A 13,162-nucleotide genomic window follows, 5' to 3' on the forward strand; every position below is an offset into this window, starting at 1 on the left:
TAAAAGGGCAGGTCAGGCCTGTTTCCAGGCGTGTTTCGACGATAGCACCGCCCCGATGAGCGGTGTCAAGGATTATCTGTGACCGTTCGTCACCACATTCACTGACCGTGTAGCGGACAGCTACCAGCGCGGTCCGCGCTGAACGTCGTCGACCCGGGGACGGACGTCGACGAGATAGACGCACACAGCGATGACGGCAATCAGCCCAAGTAGGTGGACCGCCCCGAAAAGGAAGATCACGACCAGCGACGCGACGAGGACGCCGAGCCAGATCGGCTTGGTCAGCTTGTCCACCGCCGTGAACGCGTCCTTGCGCTGACGAGCTGCGTGGAAGACCGCGAACACCGCCGCAGCGAGCGCAACCATCTGCAGCGCGAACAGGATCAGACCGGTGATGCCTTGAGGATTGAACACCTTTCCATCCTACGAACCGACCGGGACACGCGCAGGCCCCCGCGCAAACGGACTGCGCGGGGGCCTGCGGCCGATCGGAAGTACGTGCGATCAGTTTCCGATCAGCGGGTGGCCTTCTTCGCCGGGGCCTTCTTGGCAGCGGGGGCCTTCTTGGCAGCCGGGGCCTTCTTGGCAGCCGGGGCCTTCTTGGCAGCCGAAGGCGTGGCAGTCTTGGCGGACGCGGCCGTGGCCGTCTTGGCCGACGCGGCCTTCGTCGCTGCAGGTGCCGCCTTCTTGGTGGCCGGCTTCGGAGCAGGAGCAGCCTTGGGGGCGGCAGCCTCGACACCTTCGGCCGCAGCCGCCGACGTCGATTCGGCGCGCTCACCGGCAGCCTCGACCCGGCTGGCGACGGAGTTGCTGGTCTCCGCCAGGCGGTTCGCGACGGTGTCGGTCGCCTCCGAGATCACGAGTGCGGTCTCGTCGGCGACTTCGCCGATGCGACCGGCGGCGCGACCGGCGAACTTCGCGGCCTGCTCACCGACGGCACGCGTCTGGCGCGCGACGGTGCCAAGCGCCTCCTCGGTCAGCTCGACTGCATCGTCGAACGCGGCCTCGGCGCGCTCGATCTGCTCCTCGACACCCGGCTGCTTGCGGATACGCTCTACGGCCTCCTCACCACGCTCTGCGAGTGCTACGTACAGGTCGGACGCGACCTTGAGGTATGCCTCGGCAACCTTGCGCAGTTCCTCAGCGCTGAAGCGCTCCCGCAGGTCGGCGAGTTCTTCGGGCAGCTCGGACGGCAGCGTCGCGAGACGCTCGCGAAGCTGTTCGACACCCTCGGACACCTCGGTGGGCAGGTTGGCCCAGCGCTCTCGGGCCTCTTCGATGCGATCGGACACGTCCATGTTGGGGTTCTCGGCGCGTTCCCGGACCTGCGACACGACGTCGGCGACGGCCTGGACGACCAGATCGCCGGTGCCGACCGCGGCATAGAACGGCGTCTTGACGTTATCGATCAACCTTGGATCAGTCATTCTCGGATCTCCTGTCGAGTGGATCTGCGATCTGGTGCTCTTCTTCGTCCGAGGCAGCCACACCTTCCGGGGCCTGACCGGCGATTTCGGACTGTTTGGAATCGTTCTCCCGACAGAACGACTCGTAGATCTCGAGCAGCACCTGCTTCTGGCGTTCGGTGATGGCGCCATCGGCGAGCAGTGCGTCCCGGACCGGGCTGGGCGGGCGCTTCTCGAGAATCCCGGCCTGCATGTACAGAACCTCGGACGAGACCCGGAGCCCCTTGGCGATCTGCGCGAGGACGTCGGCAGACGGCTTGCGCAGGCCGCGTTCGATCTGGCTCAGGTAAGGATTGCTGACGCCGGCGAGTTGGGCGAGCTGACGCAGAGACACCTGCGCGGCTTCCCGCTGCGAACGGATGAAACTGCCGATGTCCTGAGCGGCGCTGCTGACAACGCGTGCCGCACCGCTCATGTCGGAACCGCTCATGTCACCGGGTTCGTCGACCACCATGACTCCTTGTTCTGTATGCGTAACCCACGCTAGAGCAGGGTGCTAACTATTGCAAGCGGTTTGTTAGCACGTGTTGGGCGCCACACCGCCGTCGTGTCAGGCGAAGAGCATGTGGGAGATCGTGTAGATCGACAGGCCCGCAAGTGCCCCGACGACGGTGCCGTTGATTCGAATGAACTGCAGGTCCCGGCCGACCTGGAGTTCGATCTTGCGGCTCGCCTCCTCGGCGTCCCACTTCTGGACGGTCTCCGTGATGACCGCGGTGATCTCGTCGGTGTAGTTCTCGGCGATGTACCGGGTGCCCGACAGCAGCCAGCCGTCGACCTTCCCGCGCAGTCCTGCGTCGTCGCGCAGCCGTGCTCCGAGGTTGGAGACGTTCTCGGCGATCTTGCGGCGCAATGTACTGTGCGGATCGTCGACGGATTCAACGATGAGGCGCTTGGCCACCCGCCATGTCGCAGCGGCGAGCCCGGTGATTTCCTCGCGACCCATGATCTCGGCCTTGATCGCCTCCGCCTTCGCGATGGTCGAAGGGTCGTTCTGGAGGTCGTCCGCGAATTCGACAAGGAACCGGTTGGCGGCGAGCCTTACCTCGTGCTCGGGGTTCGAGCGAACCTTCCACGTGAACTCGACCAGTTCTCGGTAGATCTTCTCGCCCAGCATCGCGTCGACGAACTTGGGTGACCACGAAGGCGAGTCCCGGCTGATTATTCGGTCGATCGTGTCCTGACTGTTCAGTGCCCACTGGTGAGCACGCTCGGCGAGTAGGTCCAGCAGTGGCAACTGCCGGTTCTCGCGCAGCAGTTCAGCGAGGACCTTGCCGATCGGCGGCCCCCAGGCCGGCTCGGCGATCCTCCGGACGATGGTGTTGTCGATGATTGCGGTGATGTCGTCGTCCTGCACCACCTCGACCACGCCCCGCAACAGCGTCGACGTCTCCGCGGCCACCCGCTGCGCGTTCGCGGGTTCGGCCAGCCACGTCCCCAACCGCAGCGGGATCTGCGCGTTCTCAACCTTGACCGACACCACCTCGGGCGCGAGAAAATTGTCGCCGACGAAGTTGCTCAGGCTCTCACCGAGCTGATCCTTCTTCCGTTTGATGATCGCGGTGTGCGGAATCTTCAAGCCCAGCGGATGCCGGAACAGCGCGGTCACCGCGAACCAATCGGCCAGCGCACCGACCATCCCGGCCTCCGACGCGGCCCGCACGTACCCGACCCACTCTCCCGCGCCGCGGGTCTCCTGCCACCGGCAGAAGAGGTAGACAACGGTCGCGAACACCAGGAAGCCGGTCGCCACCGCCTTCATCTTCCTCAGTTCGCGACCCTTTTGGACGTCGTCGAAGGCGCCGGCGAACGACCCGGGTCGGTCGGCCCTCCTCGTCTGAGGTTGGGGCGACCGTGCGGGCTTCGAGGGTGACTGTCCAGACTGCACTCGGTGCACATCCGACATTGTGCCGAACTCTGTGACCACGGTGAACAGATAGACCTCACTCCCGCAGGAGCGGCCCACTAAGCTGATCTTCTGGATCAATCCCGAACGAATGTGGCGAAACCCAGTGCCGAAGCAAACAGCAGATCTGCAGCAGACACCCGAAGAGACGATCGCCAAGCTCGAGAAGACCGACGGCCGCAAGCGCCGCTGGCGTGAGCACAAGATCGCGCGCCGCGAGGAACTCGTCGATGGCACGATCGCCGCCATCCGCGCACGTGGCCGCGACATCGGGATGGATGACATCGCCTCGGAGATCGGCGTCTCGAAGACTGTCCTGTACCGGTACTTTGCCGACAAGAACGACCTGACCAGCGCGACCATGATGCGCTACGTCGAGACGATCCTGGCGCCGCGCATGTACGAGGCGATCGGCGAGGATCTCGACGAGTACGACCTCACCCGCGTCGCGATCTCGGCCTACGTCCATACCGTCGCCGAGGATCCCGAGGTGTACCTGTACGTGATGACGAACAGCTCTGGGCCCAACCGTCACGTCGTCGCCGACTCCGAGCGGATGATCGCCGAACTGCTCGCCACCGTCCTCGGCGAACGGTTGCGCGGCATGGAGATGGACTCGGGTGGCTCGGTGCCGTGGGCATACAGCGTCGTGGGCGCCGTGCAGCTCGCGACCCACTGGTGGATCTCCAATCAGTCGATGTCGACCGACGACCTCATCGACTACCTCGTGATGATGACGTGGGGCGGGCTCTCCGGCATCGCAGCATCCAACGGTTCGCCGGCACGGTTCAAGTCGGAGCCGCATCCGTTGTTCGGGAAGGCCGCCGACAATTGACACATCTCGAGTGATCCATCTTGTGTAACCGCCGGTAACAAGTAGTGTGGCGGAGTGGCTGGTTATCGAGGTCCCGCCCATGTCACCGTCGCGGACCAGCACCCGGTGATCGTCGGCGTCGAACTGTCCGGAAACTTCGAACCGATCAGCGGCCGGTTCGTCTGGCGCGGCCGGGTTCGAGAACTGACGCACGCGCTGGGCAGCCCCAACGCGGTGGCCTCCGGCACAGAACTGGTCATCACGACACCGACAGCATCGGGCGTGGCACGTGTCAGCGGAACGGACCTGTGGGGAAACCACATGGTCGACGGCGTCACCCGCCCCCCTTTCCCAGCGCTGGAGGACCCTTTCCCAGGGACGGAGGACACAGAGGGAGTGCTCTAACGTGACCAGCTGCCCAGCGGCGCGATAGTGGGCGTGAATCTCACTCGAGAGCGATCGGGCGACACCACCCCTGTGGCAAAGTCGGTGCATGACGACGCACGATCGCACCAAGCGGCACCCGCTGTGGACCACCCCCGCGGTCGAAGCGCTGCGCACCACAACGCACACAAAGGTGTCGGAGATCGACACGAAGGCCACGCCCGGCTTCGCCGGAAACAAGGCCGACGGTGAATACATGCTCGAGGAGCGTGGCGCGGTCCTCTCAGCGCTGCAAGAGATGCTCTACGCCAACGGACGTTCGGGAGACAAGCGTTCGGTGCTGCTGATCCTGCAGGGGATGGACACCGCAGGCAAGGGCGGCATGGTGCGGCACGTGATCGGGCAGGTCGACCCGCAGGGCGTCGATCACACCGCGTTCGGTGTTCCGACACCGGAAGAGAAGCGTCACCACTACCTGTGGCGCATCAACAAGGCGTTGCCCCGCGGCGGCCAACTCGGCGTGTTCGATCGCTCCCACTACGAGGACGTGCTGGTGGTGCGTGTGCACAACCTGGTCCCCCCGGAGGTGTGGAGCGGCCGCTACCAGGAGATCAACCAGTTCGAGCGCGAACTTGTCTACAACGGGACGACGCTGGTGAAGGTCGCGATGTTCGTCTCGCTGGACGAGCAAAAGCGCCGGTTGGCCGAACGCCTCGAGCGCCGGGACAAGCACTGGAAGTACAACCCGGACGATGTCACCGAGCGGTCGCTGTGGCCTCAGTATCAAGAGGCGTACCAGGCGATGCTCGACAAGACGTCCACCGACCACGCCCCCTGGTATGTGGTGCCGTGTGATCGCAAGTGGTACAGCCGAATTGCAGTGACAGAACTGTTGATCGACGCCCTCTCACGCCTCGAGCTGGACTGGCCGCCCGCCGAGTACGACATCGAGGTCGAGAAGCAGCGCCTGGCGCGCTCCTGACCGGCGTCACTCGCTCGAGAGTCAGAGCATGTGCGGTGTGCTGTGGTGCACCTTGTGGTCGTAATGGGTCACACCGCCGAAGATCCCGGCGGCGAGCGCGAACGACGCGAACGACACCAGCCCGGCGATCAACGCCCAGCCCGCGAATCCACCAGCGACGGCGACGAGGAACAGTCCCAGAGTGGCAATGCCCAGCAGCGCCAATCCGTATCCAGCCCATCCGGCGAAGTCATTGACGGTCATAACTCCTCACCTCTCGAGTCGGTCATAACGCTACGCCGACCCGAGAAGGACAGGGACAGAACAGAAATACCGGACGGATATCAGAAAGTGGCCGCGTCGATCACGAAGCGGTAACGCACATCGCTGCCGATGACGCGCTCGTACGCCTCGTTGATCTTGTCCGCGGGGATCAGTTCGATCTCTGCCCCGATCCCGTGCCGGGCACAGAAGTTCAGCATCTCCTGAGTCTGGGGGATGCCGCCGACGAACGAACCGGCCAGGCTTCGACGGTTCCTGATCAGCGAGAACCCGCTCACGGTGATCGGATTCTCAGGCAACCCCAGTTCGACGAGGGTCCCGTTGACGGCGAGCATCGCCAGGTAACGATCCATATCGAGCGGGGCCGAGATGGTGTTGAGGATCAGATCGAACCGCCCCCGCAGTGCCCTGAAAGTTTCCTTCTCCGAAGTGGCGTAGTAGTGGTCGGCGCCGAAGCGCAGGCCGTCGTCCTTCTTGCTCAGTGTCTGACTCAACACGGTCACCTCGGCACCCATCGCATGGGCGATCTTCACCCCGATGTGCCCGAGACCGCCCATGCCGGCGATTGCGATCTTCTGACCGGGGCCGGCGCCCCAGTGCGCGAGCGGTGAGTACAGTGTGATGCCCGCGCACAGCAGTGGTGCGGCGGCGTCGAGTTCGAGCCCGTCAGGGATCGACAGCACGAAGTGCTCGTCAACGACGATGTGCGTGGAATATCCACCGGCCGTGTGCTTTCCGTCACGCCCCACGTTGTTATAGGTGCCGACATAACCGTTCGGGCAGTACTGCTCCTCACCGGCCTCGCAGCTGGCGCACGCGCGGCACGAGTCGACGAAGCATCCGACACCCACTCGGTCTCCCACCACGTGCGTGGTGACCTCGGAGCCGATCTCGGCGACCACGCCGGTGATCTCGTGGCCGGGAACGACCGGGTAGACAGTGTGGCCCCACTCGTTGCGGGCTGTGTGGATGTCGGAGTGGCAGATGCCGGCGTATTTGATCTCGATGAGCACATCGTGCGGGCCTACGGCGCGGCGTTCGATGGTGGTCTTCTCGAGGGGGCCGCCTGCGGAGTTCGCTGCGTATGCGGAGACGTCGATCATGCATACATGACTACCGGCTACCGGGAGGCCCGTGCAACGGACGTGGCCAGACCCGGCACGACGTCCCCACCGCGGGCGGTGCCACGACGAACGGAAACACAGCGCGCCGGGGCCGGACCCGCAGACGGTCCGGCTCCGGCACGCCGACTGATAGGCATGCCTACCCCTGCGCGGCACGCCTCCGCAATCGCCGAGCCGCGGCGACCAGGTTGCGGAGCGACGGCTCGAGCTGCCAGTAGTGTCGGGTCTTGAGCCCACCGTCCGGGTTCGCCCACAGCCGGTCGAGGTCGACCGACTCGGCGGCCTCGGTGAGCAGCTCGTCGAGTTCGTCGATGTCCGGGATCCTGGCCGAACGGCTCTCGTAGACACCGGGTCCGACGCCGTGCGTGAGCGCCTTCTCCTTGATCGCGTCGAGCACCCAGCTGATGGATCGAGTCGCGACGATCGCGGTGACGTCGGCGTCGAGTCGCTCGATCGCATCGACCACCGAACGCCTGCCCGAGTACGTCAAATGCGTGTGGATCTGTGTCTCGGGCTTGGCGCCGCCCGTTGCGAGCCGGAACGCGTCGACCGCCCAGTCCAGGTACTCCTTGTGCCCGGTTTCCCTCAGCGGCAACAGCTCCCGGATGGCGGGCTCGTCGACCTGGATGATCGCGATGCCCGCGGCCTCGAGATCTGCGACTTCGTCCCGGATCGCGAGCGCAAGCTGGTCCGCGGTCTCGTGCAGAGGCTGGTCCTGACGCACGAAGGAGCGCGCCAGCATCGTGACCGGACCGGTGAGCATCCCCTTGACGGGCTTGTCGGTCAGCGACTGTGCGTATGAGGTCCATTCGACGGTCATCGGTTTCGGACGTCGGACGTCGCCGTACAGAACCGGCGGCCGCGTGCACCGGGAACCGTACGCCTGCACCCAGCCTTGGTGCGTGAACGCGTAGCCCTCGAGCAACTCGGCGAAGTACTGGATCATGTCGTTGCGCTCGTGCTCACCGTGTACCAGCACGTCGAGGCCGATGTCCTCTTGCAGCGCAATCGTCTTCGCGATCTCGTCCTGGATGCGCTTGTAGTACGCGTCCCAGCCGAGCCTGCCCTCGCCCAGGTCGTAGCGCGCCTGCCGGATCTCGGTGGTCTGTGGGAACGACCCGAGCGTCGTCGCCGGCACCAAGGGAAGGTTCAGTCGCGCCTGCTGCGCGAGTCGACGCTGTTCGTAGGGAGCACGAACCCGGTCCCCCGGCTTGATCGCATTGACCCGAGCACGGACGTCGTGTTTCTGCTTGAAGTGCACCGACGTCGGTTTCTTGCGCCAACGGTCGGACGGGCCCTCGGTGAGTGCCTTCGCGAGCGAGACGACCTCACCCACCTTCTGCTTCGCGAATGCCAGCCGGTCCGCGACGTCGCCGGGCATGTCGTACTCGACGAGCACGTCGTACGGGACGTGCAGCAGCGAACACGAGGTCGACACAACCAGGTCCGGGGTGACGTCCTTGATCTCGTTGAGGTAGGTCAAGGTGTTGAATCGGTCGACCCGCCACACGTTGCGGCCGTCGACGATGCCGGCATAGATCCGCTTACGCCTGATGCCTGGGACCTTCGCGAGTTCCTCCGCCGAGATGCGTCCGTTGACGAGGTCCAGGCCCAGTGCCTCGATGGGGGTTGCCGCCAGGATCGGCAGCGCCGCACCGAGATGCCCGTAGGGGCCGGTGACGAGCATGCGCGGACGGAGCGGCGCGTGCGCCAGCTTCTCGTACGCGCGGCTCAGCGCCGCCAACTCCTCCGGGGTGCGGTCCTCGGTGAAGCACGGTTCGTCGAGCTGCACGCAGGTCGCACCGGCCTTGGCCAACTGTGCGAACAGCTTTTCGTATTCCGGAAGCAACTGGTCGAGCAGGTCGAGCGTCGCGAAACCCTCCTGGGTGGAACCCGGGGCGATCTTCGACAGCAGGAGCAGGGAGACCGGGCCCAGGACCACCGGACGCAGTTCGATACCACGCGACTTGGCCCGCTCGAATTCGTCGAGCACGGACTCCGAGCGCAGCGCGAACGTGCTGTTCTCGGATAGCTCGGGCTGCCGGTAGTAGTAGTTGGTGCCGAAGAACCTCACGAGCTCGAGCGGCGGGAAGTCGGGTCGGCCGCGAGCCATCGTGAAGTAGAAGTCGAGCGGGTCGAGTTCGCTCTCGAGCGTGGCGAACCGCTCCGGGACGGCTCCGAACAGCAAGGCGTTGTCGAGGACGTGGTCGTAGTACGAGAACGTGTTGCCAGGGACCTGCGTCAACCCGGTGGCTGCCAGCTCGCTCCAGGTCTGCTCCTGCAATTCCTGCGCGACGGAGACGAGTTCGGCCTTGGTCCCCTTCTCGTGCCAATAGGCCTCGAGGGCCCGCTTGAGTTCACGATGAGGCCCGATGCGCGGGTATCCGAGGACGCTGGATCCGTACCCGTCAGTATTTGCGGCGGCCATTCGGATCGACCTTTCCCTTCAAGCGCCTCGAGCCCGTACGCCTTGTCCGCTGCCGAAAGTGCGGAGAAGGCGCACGGGCGCCGAGGAGCGGGCTTGGTGTTGCCTTGAAGTGCTGTCTAGCTAGCCTTCTTGGTGACACGGCCGTTGTCGGCGTATTCGTAGAAGCCGGCACCCGACTTCTTGCCGACGAGCCCTGCCTCGACCATCCGCAGCAGCAGAGGCGGTGCCGAGTACAGCGGTTCCTTGAACTCCTCGTACATCGAGTCGGCGATCGACTTGACGGTGTCAAGTCCCACCAGATCGGTCAGCGCGAGCGGACCCATCGGATGCGCACATCCGAGCACCATCGCCTTGTCGATGTCTTCCTTCGTTGCGAAACCGGATTCCACCATGCGGATCGCGGAGAGCAGGTACGGCACCAGGAGCGCGTTGGCGATGAAACCGGAACGGTCCGCCGAACGCACGACCTGCTTGCCGAGCAGCTCGCTCGCGAACGTCTCTGCCCGCTCAGACACCGCCGGGCTGGTCTTGAGAGTGGTGACCAGCTCGACGAGCGGGAGGACGGGAACCGGGTTGAAGAAGTGCATGCCGATGACGCGCTCGGGCGCCTTGGTCGCAATGCCCAACTTCATGATCGGGATCGAGGACGTGTTCGATGCGAGCACCGCGTCCGGATCCGTCACAACCTGATCGAGTTCGGTGAAGATCTCACTCTTGATCTTCTCGTCCTCGACGACGGCCTCCACTACGAGCTGCCGATCAGCGAAGTCACCGAGGTCGGAGGTGAAGCGCAGCCGCCATGCTGCCTGCTCCCGCTCTCGTTCCGTGATCTTGCCGCTGCTCACTCCACGATCGAGCGAGCGCATGATGCGCGAACGTCCGGCCGCCGCGAGTTCGCGGGTCTGCTCGAACACCAGCACATCGACGTGTGCGCGAGCGCACACCTCGGCGATTCCCGAACCCATCATGCCGGCGCCGATCACGCCGACGCGCTGAATCTTCTCGCTGGTCACGTGAGCTCCTTTTCGGAAGTGGAGGTCGGTCCCCGGGGCGGGTCGGGTGCACTGCACCCGCCGCGCCCCGGGGTCTGTCGGACTAGTGGAACTGGCCCTCTTCGGTGGAGCCCTTGAGGGCAGCCGTCGAGGTGTTGGGGTCGACGGTGGTGGCGATGGAGTCGAAGTAGCCGGCGCCGACCTCACGCTGGTGCTTGATGGCGGTGAAGCCACGCTCGGCAGCAGCCTTGAACTCCCGCTCCTGCAGATCGACGAAGGCCGTCATGCCCTCGCGGGCGTAGCCGTGGGCCAGGTCGAACATGCCGTAGTTGAGCGAGTGGAAGCCGGCCAGCGTGATGAACTGGAACTTGAAGCCCATCGCGCCGAGCTCCTTCTGGAACTTCGCGATGGTCGAGTCGTCGAGGTGCGCCTTCCAGTTGAAGGACGGCGAGCAGTTGTACGCCAACAGCTGGTCGGGGAACTCACTGCGGACGGCCTCGGCGAACTGCTTGGCGACCTCGAGGTCCGGGACACCGGTCTCCATCCAGATCAGGTCGGAGTACGGCGCGTAGGCCTTGGCGCGGGCGATGCAGGGCTCGATGCCGTTCTTGACACCGAAGAAGCCCTCGGCTGTGCGGGTGCCGTCGAGGAACTCGCGGTCACGCTCGTCCACGTCGGAGGTGATGAGGGTCGCGGCCTCGGCGTCGGTACGCGCGATGACGACCGTCGGAACGTCCGCGACGTCGGCGGCGAGACGCGCCGAGGTCAGCGTGCGGATGTGCTGCTGGGTGGGGATGAGCACCTTGCCACCGAGGTGGCCGCACTTCTTCTCCGACGCCAGCTGGTCCTCCCAGTGCGAACCGGCGACACCGGCCGCGATCATGGCCTTCTGCAGCTCGTAGACGTTGAGCGCGCCACCGAAGCCGGCCTCACCGTCGGCCACGATCGGGGCGAGCCAGTTGTCGACGCTGGTGTCGCCCTCGACCTTGGCGATCTCGTCGGCGCGGAGCAGCGCGTTGTTGATGCGGCGGACGACCTGCGGAACCGAGTTCGCCGGGTACAGCGACTGGTCCGGGTAGGTGTGGCCGGACAGGTTCGCGTCACCAGCGACCTGCCAACCCGAGAGGTAGATGGCCTTCAGGCCTGCGCGGACCTGCTGGACGGCCTGGTTGCCGGTGAGCGCACCGAGAGAGTTGATGTAGTCCTCGTTGTTGACGAGGTCCCAGAGGATCTCGGAGCCACGACGAGCGAGGGTGGCCTCTTCGACCACGGTGCCCTGCAACTTGACGACCTGCTCGGCCGTGTAGTTGCGGGTGACGCCCTTCCAGCGGGGGTTGGTGTCCCAATCCTGCTGGATCTGCGCTGCGGTCCTCGGGGTGCCGGTGGTCGACATCGAAAGCTCCACTTCTTGTCTGCTGCTTTGCCCGGTACGTGTGTACTGCTTCACATCGTTGCCAGGTCGATCGGACGTACATGCCGACAATGACACAGACGAAAACCCGCGTCTACCTGTTGCTAATGCCAATCTTCGCTAGGTTTTCAACTCGATCTGCGAATCTTGCTAAGTAGCCGAAGGCCAAGCGGTTGCTTGGGTTACCGATCGGTAGCAACGAAAGTTACCTGCAAGTAGGCCTCTACCTCGGCGTTAGCTTCAAACCCGGACACGGCCGTGGAGCACGAAATCGGACGCCCGTCCGGCTCCGGCCGCGACTGGATCCCGCCGAGGCGGCGCGTGCGTGTGGGAGCAATCACACGAATCGGACACCTGTCCGGTGCACACGGCGATCGACAATTCCGGCGCCTTTGGTCCCGCAGGGGACGGACAGACGCTACGGCTGCTGTCGACCGACGATCGTCAAACGAGCGAAGCCGTACCGCGCTTCCAACTCGGCCGCCGAGTCCGACAGGTCATAGTTGCGCGACCCGAACTCCGCACACTCGACGACCGCCGGGCCGGTGACGATCGGCGACAACCGCGTCAGCTCCCACTGAGTGTGGACGAGTCCGGGTCGTCGATCAGCATCACTGGCGTCCACGACTCGGTCGGTCCGCCACGACTGACAGACGAGCCAGTCCGGCGCCAGCTGTGCCTGCGTGGACCCGCACTCCGACAGCTCCACCCGACCGACCATCCCCCTGCCCTCGCCGTCGACCGGTGAGACCGAGAACCCCATGCCTCCGACATCGTTGACAAGACTCATGGTCGTCTGCGGCAGCGGGGGTAGGGCGAAGGGAGCCCGATCCTCGTCGCCCATGGGCGTCCCCGTCAGGAAGTCCGAAGTGAAGGCACTCTCGTCCTGCTCACCCGGTAGCAGGCAGCTGCACGACATTCCCGCCAGCAAACGGCCGGCGGGTATGCCGACGGAGTCGTCGGACAGCGGCTCGACGATCCATGCCGCGAGCTCCGGCCGATCCGGGACCTCGAACGGTTCGGGTAGCAGCGCCCGGGCGAAGTCGCGGCTGACATCTGTCGTGAGGATGAGCCAACGCGCGGTCACGGAGATCGCCTCCGGATCCCGAGCGTCGTCGGCATCTTCGATGCTCACGGCCGCTACCCCACCACCCGCAAGCGCGCGCCCCTCGGGCCGGGCCGAGGAGGCGGGCGTCGGCAACTGGACTCCGCCGGCTGCGCGGCGCTTCGACCTGAAGAACATCGTGACCTCTGACAACCTGGTCGGGTGATGGGCCGGTGAACCGCGAAGCTCACGCGACGACCACCATGACGACCACTCGGACATGGAACGACTCGTGCCCTCACAGGAGGGCGGGCGCGAGCCGGGACCCCACCCGCCGGCGGGAGTCCGC

13 protein-coding genes are annotated in these 13,162 nt (G+C 65.2%); 3 read left to right on the top strand and 10 right to left on the bottom strand.

What is annotated here, in order from left to right:
• Window positions 1-120: 120 nt before the first annotated feature.
• The 4 genes from EF834_RS14390 to EF834_RS14405 all read right to left on the bottom strand — a co-directional run bounded on the left by EF834_RS14390 (window position 121) and on the right by EF834_RS14405 (window position 3,228).
• Window positions 121-414: a DUF2516 family protein gene (locus EF834_RS14390; RefSeq protein WP_127947910.1), complete on the bottom strand. Its 294-nt coding sequence runs from the start codon at window positions 412-414 to the stop codon at window positions 121-123.
• 101 nt (window positions 415-515) lie between these two features.
• The gene (locus EF834_RS14395; RefSeq protein WP_127947911.1) at window positions 516-1,427 is read right to left on the bottom strand and encodes a heparin-binding hemagglutinin; all 912 of its coding nucleotides are present in this window, start codon (window positions 1,425-1,427) and stop codon (window positions 516-518) included.
• On the bottom strand, window positions 1,420-1,920 hold the full coding sequence (locus EF834_RS14400; protein WP_328590559.1) for a helix-turn-helix domain-containing protein: 501 nt from the start codon (window positions 1,918-1,920) through the stop codon (window positions 1,420-1,422). Before EF834_RS14400 ends, EF834_RS14395 begins: the two co-directional genes overlap by 8 nt.
• Before the next feature lie 96 nt (window positions 1,921-2,016).
• Window positions 2,017-3,228, bottom strand: coding sequence for a DUF445 domain-containing protein (locus tag EF834_RS14405; protein ID WP_235871218.1), 1,212 nt, complete (start codon window positions 3,226-3,228; stop codon window positions 2,017-2,019).
• A gap of 235 nt (window positions 3,229-3,463) precedes the next feature.
• Between EF834_RS14405 and EF834_RS14410 the strand changes: the two genes are divergently transcribed.
• The 3 genes from EF834_RS14410 (at window position 3,464) to EF834_RS14420 (ending at window position 5,552) form a co-directional block, all read left to right on the top strand.
• Window positions 3,464-4,207, top strand: coding sequence for a TetR/AcrR family transcriptional regulator (locus EF834_RS14410; RefSeq protein WP_127947913.1), 744 nt, complete (start codon window positions 3,464-3,466; stop codon window positions 4,205-4,207).
• 54 nt (window positions 4,208-4,261) lie between these two features.
• Entirely contained in the window at window positions 4,262-4,591 is a 330-nt protein-coding gene (locus EF834_RS14415; protein WP_127947914.1) for a DUF4873 domain-containing protein, read from the top strand.
• An 88-nt stretch (window positions 4,592-4,679) separates the two neighbouring features.
• Entirely contained in the window at window positions 4,680-5,552 is an 873-nt protein-coding gene (locus tag EF834_RS14420; protein ID WP_127947915.1) for a PPK2 family polyphosphate kinase, read from the top strand.
• Window positions 5,553-5,573: 21 nt separating this feature from the next.
• Here the strand turns inward: EF834_RS14420 and EF834_RS14425 are convergent, their stop codons facing one another.
• The 6 genes from EF834_RS14425 to EF834_RS14450 form a co-directional block, all read right to left on the bottom strand.
• Entirely contained in the window at window positions 5,574-5,795 is a 222-nt protein-coding gene (locus tag EF834_RS14425; protein WP_127947916.1) for a hypothetical protein, read from the bottom strand.
• 80 nt (window positions 5,796-5,875) lie between these two features.
• A complete protein-coding gene (locus EF834_RS14430) occupies window positions 5,876-6,916 on the bottom strand; it encodes an NAD(P)-dependent alcohol dehydrogenase (RefSeq protein WP_127947917.1) in 1,041 nt (346 codons plus the stop codon).
• A gap of 160 nt (window positions 6,917-7,076) precedes the next feature.
• Window positions 7,077-9,365: a 5-methyltetrahydropteroyltriglutamate--homocysteine S-methyltransferase gene (gene metE, locus EF834_RS14435; RefSeq protein WP_127947918.1), complete on the bottom strand. Its 2,289-nt coding sequence runs from the start codon at window positions 9,363-9,365 to the stop codon at window positions 7,077-7,079.
• A 116-nt stretch (window positions 9,366-9,481) separates the two neighbouring features.
• Window positions 9,482-10,378 (bottom strand): 3-hydroxybutyryl-CoA dehydrogenase, encoded by an 897-nt coding sequence (locus EF834_RS14440; protein WP_127947919.1) that lies wholly within the window; start codon window positions 10,376-10,378, stop codon window positions 9,482-9,484.
• A gap of 82 nt (window positions 10,379-10,460) precedes the next feature.
• Window positions 10,461-11,750, bottom strand: a complete 1,290-nt coding sequence (gene aceA, locus EF834_RS14445) for an isocitrate lyase (RefSeq protein ID WP_127947920.1) — start codon at window positions 11,748-11,750, stop codon at window positions 10,461-10,463.
• Window positions 11,751-12,186: 436 nt separating this feature from the next.
• On the bottom strand, window positions 12,187-12,903 hold the full coding sequence (locus EF834_RS14450; protein WP_235871220.1) for an acetoacetate decarboxylase family protein: 717 nt from the start codon (window positions 12,901-12,903) through the stop codon (window positions 12,187-12,189).
• Window positions 12,904-13,162: the final 259 nt, after the last annotated feature.

It is taken from the genome of Rhodococcus spongiicola, assembly GCF_004011835.1.
Lineage (GTDB): Bacteria > Actinomycetota > Actinomycetes > Mycobacteriales > Mycobacteriaceae > Prescottella > Prescottella spongiicola.

Excerpts from the sequence above, each read along its gene's own strand:
- metE (WP_127947918.1), bottom strand. The coding sequence starts at position 9,365 with ATGGCCGCCGCAAATACTGACGGGTACGGATCCAGCGTCCTCGGATAC.
- EF834_RS14420 (WP_127947915.1), top strand. The coding sequence starts at position 4,680 with ATGACGACGCACGATCGCACCAAGCGGCACCCGCTGTGGACCACCCCC.
- EF834_RS14400 (WP_328590559.1), bottom strand. The coding sequence starts at position 1,920 with ATGGTGGTCGACGAACCCGGTGACATGAGCGGTTCCGACATGAGCGGT.
- aceA (WP_127947920.1), bottom strand. The coding sequence starts at position 11,750 with ATGTCGACCACCGGCACCCCGAGGACCGCAGCGCAGATCCAGCAGGAT.
- EF834_RS14425 (WP_127947916.1), bottom strand. The coding sequence starts at position 5,795 with ATGACCGTCAATGACTTCGCCGGATGGGCTGGATACGGATTGGCGCTG.
- EF834_RS14430 (WP_127947917.1), bottom strand. The coding sequence starts at position 6,916 with ATGATCGACGTCTCCGCATACGCAGCGAACTCCGCAGGCGGCCCCCTC.
- EF834_RS14395 (WP_127947911.1), bottom strand. The coding sequence starts at position 1,427 with ATGACTGATCCAAGGTTGATCGATAACGTCAAGACGCCGTTCTATGCC.
- EF834_RS14410 (WP_127947913.1), top strand. The coding sequence starts at position 3,464 with ATGTGGCGAAACCCAGTGCCGAAGCAAACAGCAGATCTGCAGCAGACA.
- EF834_RS14405 (WP_235871218.1), bottom strand. The coding sequence starts at position 3,228 with ATGAAGGCGGTGGCGACCGGCTTCCTGGTGTTCGCGACCGTTGTCTAC.